The sequence below is a fragment of the Streptomyces sp. NPDC029152 genome (assembly GCF_055564355.1).
Genome location: NZ_JBVHWR010000003.1, coordinates 213,643 through 229,685 on the forward strand (window position 1 = coordinate 213,643; position 16,043 = coordinate 229,685).

The following is a 16,043-nucleotide window of genomic DNA, read 5'->3' on the forward strand; positions in this document are numbered from 1 at the left end:
TCACGCCGTCCCTCCCCGTGCTGCGGGCCCGCAAGAACGCCTCCCTCCGGTTCGGCGGATCGGCGTCGGTCCTGCACCGGTCCGCGCGGCAGTTCCTCATCGGGCGGAGGACCCAGCCGTTCCCGATGTCCTTGTCCGGTGTCCCCGCCGTCGTCCTCTGCCTCCTCACCCCGTCCCTCGTCCTCACCGTCCGACCGCCGCCGGCCCCGCGGTCCGGCGCGCCGGGGGTCCGTCAGCCCGGCGTCACCAGGCGCGCCTCGTACGCGAAGACCGCCGCCTGGGTGCGGTCCCTGAGGCCCAGCTTCACCAGGACCCGGCTGACATGGGTCTTGATCGTCGACTCGGCGACCACCAGGTTCTCGGCGATCTCCGCGTTCGACAGGCCCTGCGCGATCAGCACCAGCACCTCCGTCTCCCGCTCGGTCAGATCGCCGTACGCCGCGTGCGCCGACGGCATGGGGCGGGGGGCGCCGGGCAGCCTGGAGAACTCGGTGATCAGCCGCCTGGTGACCGAAGGGGCGAGGAGGGCCTCGCCGGCCGCCACCACCCTCACCCCGTCGGCCAGTTGGCGGGCGGAGGCGTCCTTGAGGAGGAAGCCGGAGGCACCCGCGCGCAGCGCCTGGTAGACGTACTCGTCCAGGTCGAAGGTGGTCAGCACGAGCACCTTCGCCGCACCGTCCGCGGCGATGATCCGCCGGGTCGCCTCGATGCCGTTCAGCTCGGGCATGCGGATGTCCATCAGGACGACGTCCGGGGCGAGTTCGCGGACCTTGTCGACCGCCTCCCGGCCGTTGACGGCCTCGCCGGCGACCTCGATGTCCGGCATCGCGTTCAGCAGGACCGAGAAGCCCTCGCGCACCATCATCTGGTCGTCGGCGATCAGGACCCGGATCGTGCGGCCGGTCATGCGTCTCCTTCGTCCACGGCGGTGACCGGCAGGAACACCGCCACCTCGTAACCCCCGTCGTCGCTCTGGCCGGCCGTCATCTCGCCGTTCAGCATCGACACCCGTTCCCGCATGCCCGTGATGCCGTGCCCGGCGCCGGGCGAGGGCTTCACCGAGGACGGTTCGGGCGCAGGGCCGTTGACGATCCTGAGGCCCAGGCCGCCCAGGACGTAGGAGACCTCGACGCGGGCGGTGGCGCCGGGCGCGTGCCGCAGGGTGTTGCTGAGCGCCTCCTGCACGATCCGGTAGGCCGACAGCTCCACGCCGGGCGGCAGTTCGCGCACCGCGCCGGTCGTCGCCTTGTCCACGGCGAGGCCCGCGTCGCGCACGTTGGCGAGCAGCGCGTCCAGGTCGGCGAGCGTGGGCTGCGGGGCGTCCGGCGCCTCGTAGTCCTCGGCGCGGACGACACCGAGGACCCGGCGCAGCTCGGTCAGGGCGGCCACCGCGTTCTCCCGGATGGTGGCGAAGGCCCGCTCCAGCTCCTGGGGCGGATTCTCCACCCGGTAGGGCGCGGCCTCGGCCTGGATGGCGACCACCGACATGTGGTGGGCGACCACGTCGTGCAGCTCGCGGGCGATCGTGGTGCGCTCCTCCAGCAGGGTGCGCCGGGACCGCTCGTGCGCGGTGACCGTCCGCTGGGCGGTGACCTCCTGCCGGGCCTCGCGGCGGACGTGCCGGACGGCGACCATCAGCAGGGCCGGGGCGGAGAGGAACAGCATCGGGGCGGAGGTGTTGAGCTCGCCGTCGCCGATCAGCGTCTCCACGAGAAAGGCGTAGAGGGCCGTGAGCACCCACATCCACGCGGCCGTGCGAGGCCGGGTGCGTATCGCCACGATCACCAGCACCGACAGGTGGCAGATGAACGCGCCGGGCTGCCACGGCCATTCGCCCAGGCTGCCGTCCAGCACCGCGATCAACGGTGTCGCCGTCATCGACATCCAGAACGCGCCGACCGGCCGGACCAGCGTGGCCAGCACCGGCACCGCGCACACCAGCCCGCCCAGCAGGGCCGCCGGCCCGCCCATGGTGTCCCCGGCGAAGGAACCGCAGAACATCGCGATCAGGGCGAGGAGCACCACCGTCGCGTGCGGCAGACGGGCGGCGTACCACCGCGGCTTGCCGGAGAGCCGGCGGGTCAGCGGGCCGTCCGCCAGCGGCAGGGAACGGTAGGCGAAGGCGTCGTGGAACAGGTCCTGGCGCAGTCCGCCCAGGGCGTCCATGGCCAGCCGGTACTCGGGGCTGCGCGCGCCGCCGCCCCCGGAGGGGACGGTCCGCGTCTGGGTCGTCTCGGTCACCTTGGCAACGGTAGGCGCAGCCGGGGCCCCGGTCGTCACCAGTGAGAGGGGTCCTGGGGCATCCGCCTCAAGTACTACGGTCCCGCCCCGTTCAGTACCCGGAGGGCCGCACCAGCCCCGACTCGTACGCGAACACCGCCGCCTGCGTCCGGTCCCTGAGCCCCAGCTTCACCAGGATCCGGCCCACGTGCGTCTTCACCGTCTGCTCGGCGACGACCAGCCGCGCGGCGATCTCCGCGTTCGACAGGCCCTGTGCGATCAGGGCCAGCACCTCCGTCTCCCGCTCGGTCAGGCCGCCGACCCGTTCCTTCAGCGGGGCCCGGGGCCGGTCGTGCATCCGGGAGAACTCGGTGAGCAGCCGCCGGGTGATGCCCGGCGCGAGCAGCGCGTCCCCGGCCGCCACCACCCGGACCGCCTCGGCGAGCTGGTCGGCGGAGGCGTCCTTCAGCAGGAACCCGGACGCGCCGGCCCGCAGCGCCTCGTAGACGTACTCGTCCAGGTCGAAGGTGGTCAGCACGAGCACCCTGATCTGCGGGGTCGCTCCGGTGATCCGGCGGGTGGCCTCGATGCCGCCCAGCTCGGGCATGCGGATGTCCATCAGGACGACGTCCGGCGCGAGTTCGGCGACCTTCGCCACGGCGTCCAGGCCGTCGACCGCCTGCCCGACCACCTCGATGTCGGGCTGGGTGTCGAGCAGCACGGTGAAGCCCTGCCGGACCATCTGCTGGTCGTCGGCGATCAGTACGCGGATCACGGGGCCGTCGCTGCCGGTCGTCATGGGGTGTCGTCCTCGGTGGAGTCGTGGGCGGAGTCGTGGGGCGGGTGGCGGACGGGGTCGTGGACGGCGTGGCCGGGGCCGTCGGCGGGCAGGAACGCCGCCACCTGGTAGCCGCCGTCCGGCAGCCGCTGGGTCTTCAGGGTGCCGTCGAGCATCGCCACCCGCTCCCGCATGCCGAGCAGACCGTGCCCCGCCCCCTGCGACGGCGCCGGGGCCCGCGTGGGCCGGGTGTTGGAGACGTCGATGCGCAGACCGATCGGGAGGTGCGTGAGGTGGACCCGGGCGCTCGCGCCGGGTGCGTGCCGCAGGACGTTGCTGAGCGCCTCCTGCACGATCCGGTACGCCGACAGCTCCACTCCGGGCGGCAGCGGCCGGCGCCGGCCGCTGTGCTCGACGGTCACGGCCGGTCCGGCGGCCCGGGTGTTCTCCACCAGCGCGTCGAGCCGGTCGAGCGTGGGCTGCGGGGCGTGCGGGGCGGTACCGCTCCGGTCGGGCGCCGGGGTGTCGGGGTCCTCGGAGCGCAGCACGCCGAGGACGCGGCGCAGTTCGGTCAGCGCCTCCAGCGCGTTCTGCCGGATGCCCGCGAGGTTCTCCTTCAGCTCGTCCGGCGGGTTCTCGACGAGGTGGGGGGCGACCTGGGCCTGGATGGAGATGACGGACATGTGGTGGGCGACGACGTCGTGCAGCTCGCGCGCGATGCGGCTGCGCTCCTCCAGGAGGGTGCGCCGGGCGCGTTCCTCGGCGGTGAGCGAGGTCTGCTCCACGAGCTGCGCGCGGGCCTCGCGGCGGCCGCGCAGGGCGATGCCGAGCGCCGCGACGACTCCGAAGAGGATGACGGCGAGCTGTCCGGTCGGCTGGTAGTTCACCGCCCCGACCGCGCCCTGCACGACGTAGGTGGCCAGCGCGCTCAGGGCCAGTGTCTCCATGGTCACCCGCGTGCGGACCCGCAGGGCGAGCAGCAGCAGGACGAACATGTGTCCGATGATCCCGGCGGCCGGCCAGGGCCAGGTGAACTTCTCGCCGCTCGCGACCATCTCGGCCCGCACCGCGAAGGCCCCCACCAGCATGGCGGCCATGGACAGCCACCAGGCCGGGACCGGCCGCCACAGGGCGAGGACCATCGCGCCGCCCTGGCCGAGGGCGATCAGGAAGGCGAACCCTCCGCCGAGTCCGCCGTTGTCGCCGAGCTGCGCCGCGTCGCCCAGCAGCACCCCGAGCGCGGCCAGCCAGACGATCCCGTGCGGAAACCAGCGCAGCCACACCGACGGCGGCAGCGGATCGACCCGCGCGGTCCACAGGTCGTCGCGCAGTACTCCCAGCCAGCGCGTGCCGATCGCGCGTCTGCTCCCCCCTGGCATCACGCCGCCCAGCCTAGACATGCCGCACGCCCTTCGTCGTCGCCCGGGTCCGCGGGCGGTGTGTGCGGACGACCCGTGGGCGGCGGCGCCCGTCACCGCGCTCGAAGCCGTGGAACGCCGCCCAGCACAGGCCCAGGACCGACGCGAACACCGGCAGCCACACCAGCCGGGCCGCGACCCAGTCCGCCCCGTCGGGGAGCGTGTGCAGCCCGGGCAGCCGGCCCGCGAGGAGACCGGTGGCGGTGGTCGCCATCATGGCCGTCTGGTGCCACAGGAAGATCGTCATCGCGAAGAGGTTGACCAGCGCCACCGCCGCCCAGGCCACCGGCCGCCGCAGGGCCCGGCGCAGCCGCTCGCGCAGCAGCAGGGCGAGGCCGCACTGCGCCAGCCCGAAGGTCACCGCGGCCAGCGTCGGCGGGTTGAGGTTCGACACGGCGGCGCCCGGGACGCCGACCATCGACGCCGGGTACCCGGCCCCGGCGACGAGCGCCGCGGTCGCCGCCGTACCGCCGGCGAGCAGGGCCCAGCCCACCCTGCGGTGCTCCAGTTCGCCGCGGGTCCAGGCGGCGCCGAGGGCGTAGGGCACCGCCCAGCCCGCGGCGAGGTTGGCCCAGCCGAGCCAGGGCGGACCGCCGAGCCCGAAGCGCAGCAGGTCGACGTGGAGGACGACGGCCAGCGGCCACAGCGGGTGCAGCCGGGCCAGCAGGGGCGTCGCCGCGGTCAGCGCGGCGAAGACCAGCAGGAACCACAGCGGGGACAGGGCCAGTTTCACCAGCGTGCGGACGGTCCCGTAGTCGGCGCCGGTCAGGAACAGCAGGGTTGTCGTCACCGTCCACAGGGCGAGGAGGGCGACGACCGGCCGGAACAGGCGGCCCAGCCGGGCGGCCAGCCACCGCCGGTACGGCGTGCCCCGGTCGCGGGCCGCGGCCCAGCCCCGGGTGGCCACGTGTCCGCCGACCAGGAAGAACACCGCGAGGGTCTGGAAGGCCCAGGACACCGGGGCCAGCCACGGCATGTGCTGGAGGGGGCTCGCCGTGCGCAGGCCGCCGCCGTCGGCGACCAGGGCCGTCACCAGCCAGTGGCCGAGGACGACGCCGAGGACGGCGAGGGCGCGCAGCGCGTCGACGGCGCGGTCCCTGGAGGCGGGCGTCGCCGCGTCGATCCGGGCGGCGGTGTGCCGCAGGGCGTTCAGGGCACCGCGCCCGGCCGGTCCTCCCACGTCAGTCATGGGTCACCTCGGTGGTCTCGCCCAGGGCGATCCGGGCCAGGTTCGTCAGGGAGGTGGAGCCTGCGTCGAAGTAGTCGCTGTGGCCGCCGTCGCCGGCGTCGAAGACCCGGGCGCCGAAGGCCGGGGAGACCGGGTCGGTGCCGAAGCCGACGGTCGTGCCGAACAGTCCGGCGCTGACGTGCGGGACGTGCTCCACCCAGTCGTCGCCGCCCCGCGCCGCCCAGATCCGGGCGCTCGCGCGCAGGTCCGCGGCGGAGTCGGCGCCGGTGCCGGGGCTGCCGACCAGGGCGATGTCGGCGACGTCCAGACCGGCGGCGGCACGGGCGCAGACCACCGAGCCGTAGGAGTGGCACAGGAGGGCCACCCGCGCGCGGGGGCGGAGGACGCCGCGCAGGCCGTCGACCAGGACGCGCAGCTCCGGGGCGGCTTCGTCGGCGCGGCCGGTCGTGGCGACCGCGGTGCTGACGGTGCCGGGCGTCCGGTAGCCGAGCCAGGCCACGACCGCCGTGCGGGTGCCGTGCGGTGCCTGCGCGAGGAGCTGCCGGTGCAGGGCGAGGGCGGCGGCGTGGAACCGGCCGTAGGTGTCGAGACCCGTGTCGGAGCCGGGGACCAGGACGGCGACGCGGTCGGCGTGGGCCAGGTCGCCCAGGACCTCCGTGGCCAGGCCGGCGCCCCGGCCGTCGAAGGCGAGCAGCTGCCGGGACGGGCCGGCCAGCGAGCGGTCCGCCGCCGCGCGGTGACGGTCACCGTGGGCGTCGGCCATCCGGGCCGCCTCGGCCGCGTTGGCCCGGTGGGCGGCGTACACGTCCGCCAGCGTGTCCGCCGTCGGGGCGGCGAGCACCGCGGGAGGCGGGGCGGGTGTCTCGGGCCGCGCGGCGGCGGAGAGCGGGAACGCCACGGCCCCGGCGACGAGGGCCGCCAGTGCGGCCCTGCGCCCTCTCCCCGCGCGCCGTCGCCGACGTGCCGCCGTACCGGACCCCATGGCCGCTCCCCTCCCGCACGCCCGCTCGTCGGGCGCCTGTGGAAGGGAAGTTATGGATCGGATCGGGTAACCGACGTCCCGCCGGAGAGCTCAACCGCGACGTAGCTCTCAGGTATTACGGGGAGGAGGTGACGTCCCGTCGGAGACCGGAGAGGGCCGCCGAACCGCTCACCACGCGAGCTGGGCGATCTCCTCCGCCACCACCGCGCACGCGTCCGCCGCCGGGTCGATCAACGGGAAGTGGCCGACGTCCTCCAGCAGCGTCACGCCCACCACCTCACCGGCCCGCGCCGCCGCGTCGGCGTACGCCTCGGCGACCGCCTGCGGCACGTCCACGTCGGCGCGGCCCTGGACGACGGTGGTCGCGATGCCGGTGGGCAGCAGCAGGGCCGGGTCGGCGTACGGCCGGCGCTCGGCGTGGTGCTCCTCGCCGCCCAGGAGCTGCCGCGCCGCTCCCCCGCACACGTCCAGCTCGCCGGCGGTCTCGAAGTCGGCGATCGGCGCGAGGGCGACCACACCGCGCAGGGACGGCGGGCGGTCGAGGCGCCACGGCGCGTCGGCGGGCAGCACGTGCCGGGCCGCCGCCCACAGGGCGAGGTGGCCGCCCGCCGAGTGGCCGGTGAGCACCGTGCGGCGCGCGTCGGCCCCCGGCAGGTGCCGCCCGGCCAGCGCGGGCAGCGCGTCCAGCGCGGCGGCCACGTCGTCGAAGGTGTCGGGCCAGCGCCCCGCGACCAGGTCGTCACCCGCCCCGCGCCGGTACTCCACGCTGGCCACGGCGAAGCCCCGGCCGGCCAGGAAGGCGGCGAACGGGCTGACGTGACGCCGGTCGTACGGAGCCCGCCACGCGCCTCCGTGCAGGACCGCCACGACGGGCGCGGGCGTGCCGGGGCCGCCCGCACCGCGCGGGGCGTAGAAGTCGATCACCTGGTCGGGGTGGTCGCCGTACGCGGCGGTGCTGTCGGGGGCGACCGCCGGGTGCGAGAGGGCCGACCTCTCCTCCGCGGCGCTCCGCGCGGCGGCGGTGCCCGGTCCTGCGGCGGCGTCCGGCATGCTCCAACCTCTCAGCGACGAAACGGTGTTGGCGGGCCGGGGTGGGGATCCGGCCGTCGGCGGGACGTTATCAGGCCGGTGACGTGCGCGGACACGGGGATGTCACGCTGGGTGAGGGCGGCGCCCGGTCCGGTCGGGCCGTCCTGGCGCCGCCCTCACCGGCGGTCCGTTCCTCAGGCCGTCGGCGCCGAGCCCTCCGCCAGGACCTCGGCGAGCACCCGCGCCGCCCGCTCCACGTCCGCGAAACCGACGTACAGCGGGGTGAAGCCGAAGCGCAGCACGTCGGGGTGGCGGAAGTCGCCGACCACGCCCCGCCCGATCAGCCGCGGCATGACCTCGCCCGCGTCCGCACAGCGCAGGGCGATCTGGCTGCCCCGCTCGTCGTGCGGCCGGGGTGTCACGCACTCGACGCGGCCCTCGGGGACGTATGCCGTCACGCACTCCAGGAAGAAGTCCGTCAGGGCCAGGGACTTCGCCCGCACCGCCTCGATCGAGACCCCGTCCCAGACCTCCAGCGCCGCCTCCAGGGCGAGCATCGACAGGACGTCCGGCGTGCCGACCCGGCCGCGCAGCGCGCCCGGTGCCGGGGCGAAGTCCGGGCGCATCCCGAAGGGCTCCGCGTGGGAGTTCCAGCCGGGCAGCGGGGAGTCGAAGCGGTCCTGCAGCTCCCGCCGCACGTACAGGTACGCCGGTGAACCCGGGCCGCCGTTCAGGTACTTGTAGGTGCAGCCGACCGCGAGGTCCACTCCGTGTGCGTCCAGGCCCACCGGCAGCGCGCCCGCGCTGTGGCACAGGTCCCACACGACGTACGCGCCCGCCCCGTGCACGGCGGCCGTGAGCGCCGGCAGGTCGTGCAGCCGGCCGGAGCGGTAGTCGACGTGGTTGAGCAGCACCGCCGCGGTGCGCTTCCCCAGCACGCCCGGCACCTCGGCCGGGGGAACGGGGCGCAGGGTGCAGCCGGTCATGCGGGCCGCGGACTCGGCGATGTACCCGTCGGTGGGGAAGGTGGTCGCGTCGACCACGATCTCGTCACGCGCCGCGTCGTCGTGCCGCGCGAGACGCACCGCGCCCACGACCGCCTTGAACACGTTGACGCTCGTCGAGTCGCCGACCACGATCTGCCCGGCCGCCGCGCCCACCAGCGGTGCGATCCGGTCACCGATCCGCTCGGGCGCGGTCCACCAGCCGCCCTCCGTCCAGGACCGGATGCGCAGCTCGCCCCACTGCCGGCGCACGACGTCCTCCACGCGCCCGGGGACGTGCGCCGGAAGGGCGCCCAGCGAGTTGCCGTCCAGGTACGTCACGTCGTCGAGGACGAACCGCTCGCGCACCGCGGCCAGGGAGTCGGCGGCGTCCAGCTTCTCCGCCTCGCTCATCGGCTCAGACATGGGACCGCGCCGTCCACAGCTCGGGGAACACGTTGCCGCGGGCCCGCTTCTCCAGCCAGGCCACCCCGGCGGATCCGCCCGTGCCGGCCTTGGCGCCCATCGCGCGGCGGGTGGCGACCAGGTGGTCGTTGCGCCAGCGCCACACCAGCTCGGCGACGTCGGTGAGCGCCTCGCCGAGGCGGGCCAGCTCGCCGTTCTGGTCGCCGGAGTAGACGGCGGTCCAGGCGGCCTCCACCTCGGGCGACGCCTCGTACTTCCGCGTGACGTCGCGCCGGAGCACGGCCTCCGGGATGTCGTACCCGCGCCGGGCGAGCAGCCGGACGACCTCGTCGTACAGGCTCGGCTCGTGCAGCGCCTTCTCCAGCTCGGCGTGGACGCGCGGGGCGCCGCGGTGCGGGACGAGCATGGACGCGGACTTCTCGCCGAGCAGGAACTCCAGGCGGCGGTACATCGCCGACTGGAATCCGGAGCCCTCGCCGAGGGCGCTCCGGTAGGAGTTGAACTGGGCGGGCGTGAGCTGCGCCAGCGGCGTCCAGGAGGCGTTCAGCGCCTCCAGCTCCCGCACCGAGCGCTTCAGCGCGTCGACCGCCGGCCGCGTCCGGTCCTCGCGCAGGGCGCGGGCCGCGGTCTCCCACTCGTGGACGATGACGGTGAACCACAGCTCCATGACCTGGGTGGTGACCAGGAAGACCATCTCTCCGGGATCGTCGGAGAGGGTGTGCTGGAGGTGGGTGAGCACGTCCGCCTTGACGTAGTCCTCGTACGGCGTGCTGCCCTCGAAGTCGAGATTCGGGGCGTCGTGGGACATTTCTGTCTCCTGATGGCACTACGGGTAGCGGTCCGCCCTGCCGTTACCGGCACGGGGCCCCGGTCCCCAACGGCATCCTCCGCAATGCTCCCAGGAAACCGCAAGGCCCGCCCGTCGCGGGCCTTGCGGAGCGGTCCGTCTAGCCGAGCACCTCGGCGGCCGTCGGCGAGGAGTCCTTCAGGAACTGCTCGCAGCGCTCGTACTCCTCCTTCTCGCCGATCGCCCGGGCGGCGCGGGCGAGGGCGTGCAGGGCGCGCAGGAAGCCGCGGTTGGGCTCGTGCTCCCAGGGCACCGGGCCGTGGCCCTTCCAGCCGCTGCGGCGCAGGGCGTCCAGACCGCGGTGGTAGCCCGTACGGGCGTAGGCGTACGACTCCACGACGCTGCCCCGCTCGTACGCCTCGTCGGCCAGGCGGGCCCAGGCCAGCGAGGACGTCGGGTACTTCGCGGCGACGTCGGCGGCGGAGGTGCCGCCCGCCAGCAGCTCGCGCGGCCCGGGGTCGTCGGGGAGGTGGGTCGGGGGCGGTCCCCCGAGGAGGTTCTCGTGAATGGCCATGGGGACAAGTCTGCGCCATGCCGGGGGCGGACGTGCGAGGGCCCGGCACCCCGCGGAGGGGATGCCGGGCCCGTCGGACGCCGAAGGCCGTTACTTGATCTTCTGGCCCGCCGAACGCAGGTGGCCGCAGGCCTCGACGACGCGCGCGGCCATGCCGGCCTCGGCCAGCTTGCCCCAGGTGCGCGGGTCGTAGGTCTTCTTGTTGCCGACCTCGCCGTCGACCTTCAGGACGCCGTCGTAGTTGCGGAACATGTGGTCGACGACCGGACGCGTGAAGGCGTACTGGGTGTCCGTGTCGATGTTCATCTTGACCACGCCGTTCTCCAGGGCGGTCGCGATCTCCTGCTCGGTGGAGCCGGAGCCGCCGTGGAAGACGAAGTTGAACGGCTTGCTGCCGGCGGGCTGGCCGTACTTGGCGGCGACGCCCTCGTTCAGCTCCTTGAGCAGCTCGGGACGGAGCACCACGTTGCCCGGCTTGTAGACGCCGTGCACGTTGCCGAAGGACGCGGCGAGCAGGTAGCGGCCCTTCTCGCCCAGGCCCAGGGCCTCGACGGTGCGGACCGCGTCGTCGACGGTGGTGTAGAGGGAGTCGTTGATCTCGTGGGAGACGCCGTCCTCCTCGCCGCCGGTCGGGGTGATCTCGACCTCGAGGATGATCTTCGCGGCGCGGGCGCGCTCCAGCAGCTCCTGCGCGATGGCGAGGTTGTCGGACAGGGTCTCGGCCGAGCCGTCCCACATGTGCGACTGGAACAGCGGGTTGCGGCCGGCCTTGACGCGCTCCTCGGAGACCGCGAGCAGCGGGCGCACGTACCCGTCGAGCTTGTCCTTCGGGCAGTGGTCCGTGTGCAGCGCGATCGTGACGTCGTACTTCTCGGCGACGATGTGCGCGAACTCGGCGAGGGCGACGGCGCCGGTCACCATGTCCTTGTTGTGCTGGCCGCCCAGGAACTCGGCGCCGCCGGTGGAGATCTGGACGATGCCGTCGCTCTCCGCCTCCGCGAAACCGCGCAGGGCCGCGTGCAGCGTCTGGGAGGAGGTCACGTTGATGGCCGGGTAGGCGAACTTCCCTGCCTTCGCCCGGTCCAGCATCTCGTTGTAGACCTCGGGAGTTGCGATGGGCATCTGTCCGCTCCTTGTATGTGCGGGTGGGCTGCTGCGTGCTTACGGCCCTGACCTAGACCTTGGGGCGACGTCATCGTCGCCCCCATCTTTCCAGACGGGTCGGGATACGCCGAGCGGACCTCAGTCGAGGCCCAGCTCGTCCTTGGAGTAGGCGTACCGGTAGGGCACCCCCGCGCCCTCCGAGATCTTCTCGGCGGCACCCGTCGCCCGGTCGACGATCGTCGCCACGGCCACGACCTCGGCGCCGGCCTCGCGCACGGCCTCGACGGCGGTGAGCGGGGAACCGCCGGTGGTGGAGGTGTCCTCGACGACGAGGACGCGGCGGCCCTTGATGTCCGGGCCCTCGACGCGCCGCTGCAGTCCGTGCGCCTTGGCGGCCTTGCGGACGACGAACGCGTCCAGGCGCTTGCCGCGCGCGGCGGCGGCGTGCAGCATGCTCGCGGCGACCGGGTCGGCGCCCATGGTCAGCCCGCCGACCGCGTCGAACTCCAGGTCGTCGGTCAGGTCCAGCAGCACCTGCCCGACCAGCGGCGCGGCCTCGCCGTCCAGGGTGATGCGGCGCAGGTCGACGTAGTAGTCGGCCTCCAGCCCCGAGGAGAGGGTCACCTTGCCGTGCACCACGGCCTTGTCCTTGATCTGCTGCAGCAGCGCCGCGCGTACGTCCGTCATGGCCACCAGCTTAGAGCCGGGTCCAGCTCCAGGTCGTCGTGGCCTCCAGCGGCTCCAGCGGCGTGACCAGGCGCGGGTGGGTGTTCAGGCCGTCGGGCGGTCCGGTCTGCGGCTCGACGCAGACGGCGGCCTCCTGCTCGTCGTAGACCACGGCCCACTGCTCCGGGCTGGTCACCCTCAGCTCCAGCCGGCCGGGCCAGGTGAGGGTGACGTCGACGCCGTCGGGCATGCCGAAGCAGTCGTCCCAGGGGCCCGGCTTCGGATCGGTCCGGTGGCCGGTGGGCAGGTGGTCGTCGCCGCGTTCCTCCTGCCAGGCGGGGTCGAAGGCGATCGTCACGTCCGCGCCGTCGAGGGTGCGGTTGAACCACGGGTGCCAGCCGATCTGCGCCGGGAAGGACGACTCGTACGTCTCCACGGACATCGTCAGCGTCAGGGCGTCCTCGGCGAGCGCGACGACCTGCGTGACGCGGCCGGGGTAGGGCCAGGGGTCGACGAGGTCGTACGTGACGACGGCCTCGTTCCCGCTGACGCGGGCGGTGCGCCAGGCGCCGTCGCGGGCGGTGCCGTGGATGGCGTGCGGCGGGGAGTTCAGCGGCATCTGGTGGACGGCGGCGCCGTCCCGGAAGCGGCCCTCGCGGATCCTGCCGCACCAGGGGACCATCGGGAAGCAGCCGTAGCGCTCGCCCTGGCGGAGCAGTTCGGTGCCGCCGACACGGAGCCCGCCGATCCGTCCGCCGTTGCCCGGCAGCACGGTCGCCTCCGCGTCACCCGCGGTCAGCGTGATGGGTTCGTTGCTCACGCCACGACCCTACTGGGGTGATCGGGGGCGTCCCACCCGGCCGGTGCGGCGAGGCGGTGCGGTGACGCGCCCGCGGCTCAGTGGCGCTTGTTGCGCAGTGCCCGGCCGAGCACGATGGCCGACGCCACGGCCAGGGCTGCCGCCGGGGCGGCCCAGCGCAGGGTGGCGCCGGACGCGTTCGCCTGCGGTGCCGGAACGGGGGCGTACCGGCCGCGCGGCGGGGCGTGGTCCACCTCCTCCGCGCTGCGGCCGATCATCGTGCGGCGCGCGTGCGCGGCCTCGGCGGGGGGTCCGGCGGCCTCGGGGGCGGCGGGGAGCCCCGGGACGTCCGGGACCTCCTCGGCCTCGTCGGCCTCCTCCGCCTCGTCGCCGTCGTCGCCGTCGTCGCCGTCGGGGAGTCCGGGTCCGTCCGCGTCCGCGTCGGGGCCGAGGGAGGACGGGGGGACCTCGGTGTCGAAGACCGACGTGTGCCGCGGCCCCGCGCCGGCCGCGGGCGGCGCCTCGTCCTGCGCCGCCGCGCCCAGGTTCTCCGCGAACCGGGTCACCAGGCGGGTGGCGGCCGACGTCACCGACTCCTCCGGCAGCTCCGTGACCCGCCCGTCCGCGGTGGCCGTCCCGGCGAACGCGAGGGTGGAGCCGCCGTCGGCGTCCCGTACCCGGAGGACGAGCGCGAGCGTGACCGCGCCGGTGCCGCGCGACTCCGTGGCGTCGCCCTCGACGACGTACGCCCCGTCGTCGCGCGCGGTCAGGCGCAGGGAGCCCCGGTAGGTGATGGAGTGACCGCCGATGCGGACCTTCAGCCGTCCCGCGACGGGATCGGCACCGGCGTCCTGCTGGAGCCCCGGGACCGCCCGGGCGACCCGGACGGGGTCGGCCAGCACGTCCCTGAGCCGCTCGGCCGGAACCGGAACGAACACCTCATGCTCCATGTCAGCGCAGCCTACCCAGCGGGCGCCCGGAGCACCCCCCGTCGGCACGAACTCATCCGTCCTCCGCGGCGCTCCCCGGCGTCACGAGGCCCGTCTCGTACGCCAGCACCACCGCCTGGGCCCGGCTGGTCAGGCCCAGCTTGCTCATCGCGCGGTTGAGGTGGGTCTTCACCGTGGCCTCGCTGATGAACAGGCGGTCGGCCGCCTCGGCGTTGCTCAGTCCGCGGGCCACCAGTTCCAGGACCTCGGACTCCCGGCCGGTCAGCGCCGTCAGCGCGGGCGGCAGCCCCTTCGGGGACCGGGGGGACCGCGTGTCCGACATCCGTGTGAACGCCTCCACCAGGCGCCGGGTGACCGCGGGGGCGAACAGCGCGTCACCGCCGTGCACCGCGGCGACGGCGGCCAGCAGCCGTTCGGGGCCGGCGTCCTTGAGCAGGAACCCACAGGCTCCGGCGCGCAGGGCGCCGTACACGTACTCGTCCAGGTCGAAGGTGGTCAGGACGAGGACGCGGGGCGCGGGGTCCACCGCCTCGGCGAGGATCCGCTCGGTGGCCTGGACGCCGGTCATGCCGGGCATGCGGATGTCCATCAGGACGACGTCCGGCCGGGTCCTCGCGGCCAGCGCCACCGCCTGGGCCCCGTCGGACGCCTCGCCGACGACCTCCATGCCGGGAGCGGCCCGCAGCAGCGCGGCCAGCCCGCTGCGGACGAGGAACTGGTCGTCGACGACGAGCAGCCTGATCGGCCGGTCCTCCGTGCGGTCGGCCGGACGGTCTGCGTCGGTCATTCCCGGACCGCGTCTCCCCGGCGTGCGGTCTGTACCGGCGTCGGCAGGGTCAGGCGCACGCCGAATCCCCCCTCGCTGCGCGGGCCGACGACGATCGTCCCGCCGTAGAGCTTGGCCCGCTCGCGCATACCGATCAAGCCGTGGCCGCCCCGCTCGGGAATTGTGTCCGGATTCATCTCCTCCCGCCGGGCGTCTTTGGGGCCGTCGTCGGTCACCGCCACCGCCACCTCGCCCGCGCGGTAGGCGACTTCGACGGCGGCGTGCGCGCCGGGCGCGTGCTTGAGGACGTTGGTCAGGGCCTCCTGGACCACCCGGTACACGCACAGCTGCACGCCGGGCGGCAGCGGGCGCGGTTCGCCCGTGACGCGCAGGTCGACGCCGACGCCGCCGGTGCGCACCCGGGCGGCCATCTCGTCCAGCTGGTCGAGTCCCGGCGCCGGTGCGCCGTCCGCTCCCTGCACCCCGTCCGCGCGCAACAGGCCGAGCATGCGCCGCAGTTCGGCGAGGGCCTCGCCGCTGGCGCCCTCGATGGTGTCGAGCGCGTCGCGGGCGGTGGGGGCGTCGGAGCGGAAGACGAAGCGGGCGAGGCCGGCCTGGACGTTGATGACGGCGATGTGGTGGGCGACCACGTCGTGCAGCTCGCGGGCGATCCGCACCCGTTCCTCGGCCACCTCGCGCCGGGCCCGTTCGGCCTGTTCGGCGCGGAGCTGCCGGGTGAGTTCGCCGGTCCGGCGGGCGACGTACCCGAACCGCCACAGGACGAGCGGGAAGCCGACGGCCTGGCCGACGACGGACGCCATGGCATCGGCGTCGCTGACGATCCCGGCCCAGATCCATACACCGGCGAGCAGCGCGGCCGAGGCCGCGGCGAGGCGGGTGGAGCACAGGGAGGCCACGGTGTAGACGGCGAGCATGGGGCCGAAGGAGCCGACCACGGGCCACTGGCCGAGGGCGATGGAGACCGCCCAGCAGCCGTGCGAGACGAGGCAGACCGTGACGGGCGCGCGGGTGCGCAGGGCGAGCGGCAGGTTCACCAGGGCGACGAGCGTCCAGGCGAGCGGGCCGAGTGCGGGCCACCCCTGGGCGACGGCCTCGGTGCCGAGCAGGACGGCCACGGTCGTCAGCGCCGCGGCGATCAGGCCGTCGGCCGTCAGGGTGTGCAGGCGCATTGCCGCAGCGTAGGACCGGCCGCCCGGCGGCGGCGTCATCCTTCCGCCGTACCGCCGAAGTCGCAGGGACCGCGTGCCTACCGCGCCCGGTGGGCTCCCGTGTCCACCCGCTGGGGGATTCCGGGGCGGGCGGGACGGCCGTAGGTTCTCGGTGCGAACGATCCGCGGGGGGACGCGGCGGT

General features: G+C 74.6%; 16 protein-coding genes. All 16 read right to left on the reverse strand.

Annotated elements, in window-relative coordinates; all coding sequences use genetic code 11:
• Window positions 1–232: 232 nt before the first annotated feature.
• The gene (locus ACZ4V6_RS07615) at window positions 233–907 is read right to left on the reverse strand and encodes a response regulator (RefSeq protein ID WP_467823556.1); all 675 of its coding nucleotides are present in this window, start codon (window positions 905–907) and stop codon (window positions 233–235) included.
• Window positions 904–2,280, reverse strand: a complete 1,377-nt coding sequence (locus ACZ4V6_RS07620; RefSeq protein WP_467823559.1) for a sensor histidine kinase — start codon at window positions 2,278–2,280, stop codon at window positions 904–906. The genes ACZ4V6_RS07615 and ACZ4V6_RS07620 overlap by 4 nt, the downstream gene beginning before the upstream one ends.
• 52 nt (window positions 2,281–2,332) lie before the next feature.
• The gene (locus tag ACZ4V6_RS07625; RefSeq protein ID WP_467823561.1) at window positions 2,333–3,019 is read right to left on the reverse strand and encodes a response regulator; all 687 of its coding nucleotides are present in this window, start codon (window positions 3,017–3,019) and stop codon (window positions 2,333–2,335) included.
• A complete protein-coding gene (locus ACZ4V6_RS07630; RefSeq protein ID WP_467823564.1) occupies window positions 3,016–4,398 on the reverse strand; it encodes a sensor histidine kinase in 1,383 nt (460 codons plus the stop codon). The genes ACZ4V6_RS07625 and ACZ4V6_RS07630 overlap by 4 nt, the downstream gene beginning before the upstream one ends.
• Window positions 4,391–5,605 carry an acyltransferase family protein gene (locus ACZ4V6_RS07635; protein WP_467823567.1) on the reverse strand — a complete coding sequence of 405 codons (1,215 nt, stop codon included), beginning with the start codon at window positions 5,603–5,605 and terminating at the stop codon, window positions 4,391–4,393. The genes ACZ4V6_RS07630 and ACZ4V6_RS07635 overlap by 8 nt, the downstream gene beginning before the upstream one ends.
• Window positions 5,598–6,587 carry an alpha/beta hydrolase gene (locus ACZ4V6_RS07640; RefSeq protein ID WP_467823569.1) on the reverse strand — a complete coding sequence of 330 codons (990 nt, stop codon included), beginning with the start codon at window positions 6,585–6,587 and terminating at the stop codon, window positions 5,598–5,600. The genes ACZ4V6_RS07635 and ACZ4V6_RS07640 overlap by 8 nt, the downstream gene beginning before the upstream one ends.
• A gap of 168 nt (window positions 6,588–6,755) precedes the next feature.
• Window positions 6,756–7,637, reverse strand: coding sequence for an alpha/beta hydrolase (locus ACZ4V6_RS07645; protein ID WP_467823572.1), 882 nt, complete (start codon window positions 7,635–7,637; stop codon window positions 6,756–6,758).
• A 173-nt stretch (window positions 7,638–7,810) separates the two neighbouring features.
• A complete protein-coding gene (gene kynU / locus ACZ4V6_RS07650; RefSeq protein ID WP_467823575.1) occupies window positions 7,811–9,025 on the reverse strand; it encodes a kynureninase in 1,215 nt (404 codons plus the stop codon).
• Window positions 9,018–9,833, reverse strand: coding sequence for a tryptophan 2,3-dioxygenase family protein (locus tag ACZ4V6_RS07655; protein ID WP_467823577.1), 816 nt, complete (start codon window positions 9,831–9,833; stop codon window positions 9,018–9,020). Before ACZ4V6_RS07655 ends, kynU begins: the two co-directional genes overlap by 8 nt.
• A gap of 139 nt (window positions 9,834–9,972) precedes the next feature.
• Window positions 9,973–10,386: a DUF3151 domain-containing protein gene (locus ACZ4V6_RS07660; protein WP_467823580.1), complete on the reverse strand. Its 414-nt coding sequence runs from the start codon at window positions 10,384–10,386 to the stop codon at window positions 9,973–9,975.
• Between the two features lie 90 nt (window positions 10,387–10,476).
• Window positions 10,477–11,508 (reverse strand): class II fructose-bisphosphate aldolase, encoded by a 1,032-nt coding sequence (gene fbaA / locus ACZ4V6_RS07665; RefSeq protein ID WP_467823582.1) that lies wholly within the window; start codon window positions 11,506–11,508, stop codon window positions 10,477–10,479.
• Between the two features lie 120 nt (window positions 11,509–11,628).
• Window positions 11,629–12,177, reverse strand: coding sequence for an orotate phosphoribosyltransferase (pyrE, locus tag ACZ4V6_RS07670; protein WP_467823584.1), 549 nt, complete (start codon window positions 12,175–12,177; stop codon window positions 11,629–11,631).
• A gap of 10 nt (window positions 12,178–12,187) precedes the next feature.
• The gene (locus tag ACZ4V6_RS07675; RefSeq protein ID WP_467823586.1) at window positions 12,188–12,976 is read right to left on the reverse strand and encodes an aldose epimerase family protein; all 789 of its coding nucleotides are present in this window, start codon (window positions 12,974–12,976) and stop codon (window positions 12,188–12,190) included.
• A gap of 77 nt (window positions 12,977–13,053) precedes the next feature.
• Window positions 13,054–13,905, reverse strand: coding sequence for an SRPBCC domain-containing protein (locus ACZ4V6_RS07680; protein ID WP_467823588.1), 852 nt, complete (start codon window positions 13,903–13,905; stop codon window positions 13,054–13,056).
• Window positions 13,906–13,957: 52 nt separating this feature from the next.
• Window positions 13,958–14,692, reverse strand: coding sequence for a response regulator (locus ACZ4V6_RS07685; RefSeq protein WP_467823591.1), 735 nt, complete (start codon window positions 14,690–14,692; stop codon window positions 13,958–13,960).
• Entirely contained in the window at window positions 14,689–15,861 is a 1,173-nt protein-coding gene (locus ACZ4V6_RS07690) for a sensor histidine kinase (protein ID WP_467823593.1), read from the reverse strand. The genes ACZ4V6_RS07685 and ACZ4V6_RS07690 overlap by 4 nt, the downstream gene beginning before the upstream one ends.
• Window positions 15,862–16,043: the final 182 nt, after the last annotated feature.

Excerpts from the sequence above, each read along its gene's own strand:
- pyrE (WP_467823584.1), bottom strand. The coding sequence starts at position 12,177 with ATGACGGACGTACGCGCGGCGCTGCTGCAGCAGATCAAGGACAAGGCC.
- ACZ4V6_RS07625 (WP_467823561.1), bottom strand. The coding sequence starts at position 3,019 with ATGACGACCGGCAGCGACGGCCCCGTGATCCGCGTACTGATCGCCGAC.
- ACZ4V6_RS07685 (WP_467823591.1), bottom strand. The coding sequence starts at position 14,692 with ATGACCGACGCAGACCGTCCGGCCGACCGCACGGAGGACCGGCCGATC.
- ACZ4V6_RS07690 (WP_467823593.1), bottom strand. The coding sequence starts at position 15,861 with ATGCGCCTGCACACCCTGACGGCCGACGGCCTGATCGCCGCGGCGCTG.
- ACZ4V6_RS07640 (WP_467823569.1), bottom strand. The coding sequence starts at position 6,587 with ATGGGGTCCGGTACGGCGGCACGTCGGCGACGGCGCGCGGGGAGAGGG.
- ACZ4V6_RS07635 (WP_467823567.1), bottom strand. The coding sequence starts at position 5,605 with ATGACTGACGTGGGAGGACCGGCCGGGCGCGGTGCCCTGAACGCCCTG.
- ACZ4V6_RS07630 (WP_467823564.1), bottom strand. The coding sequence starts at position 4,398 with ATGTCTAGGCTGGGCGGCGTGATGCCAGGGGGGAGCAGACGCGCGATC.
- kynU (WP_467823575.1), bottom strand. The coding sequence starts at position 9,025 with ATGTCTGAGCCGATGAGCGAGGCGGAGAAGCTGGACGCCGCCGACTCC.
- ACZ4V6_RS07660 (WP_467823580.1), bottom strand. The coding sequence starts at position 10,386 with ATGGCCATTCACGAGAACCTCCTCGGGGGACCGCCCCCGACCCACCTC.
- fbaA (WP_467823582.1), bottom strand. The coding sequence starts at position 11,508 with ATGCCCATCGCAACTCCCGAGGTCTACAACGAGATGCTGGACCGGGCG.
- ACZ4V6_RS07655 (WP_467823577.1), bottom strand. The coding sequence starts at position 9,833 with ATGTCCCACGACGCCCCGAATCTCGACTTCGAGGGCAGCACGCCGTAC.
- ACZ4V6_RS07645 (WP_467823572.1), bottom strand. The coding sequence starts at position 7,637 with ATGCCGGACGCCGCCGCAGGACCGGGCACCGCCGCCGCGCGGAGCGCC.
- ACZ4V6_RS07615 (WP_467823556.1), bottom strand. The coding sequence starts at position 907 with ATGACCGGCCGCACGATCCGGGTCCTGATCGCCGACGACCAGATGATG.
- ACZ4V6_RS07680 (WP_467823588.1), bottom strand. The coding sequence starts at position 13,905 with ATGGAGCATGAGGTGTTCGTTCCGGTTCCGGCCGAGCGGCTCAGGGAC.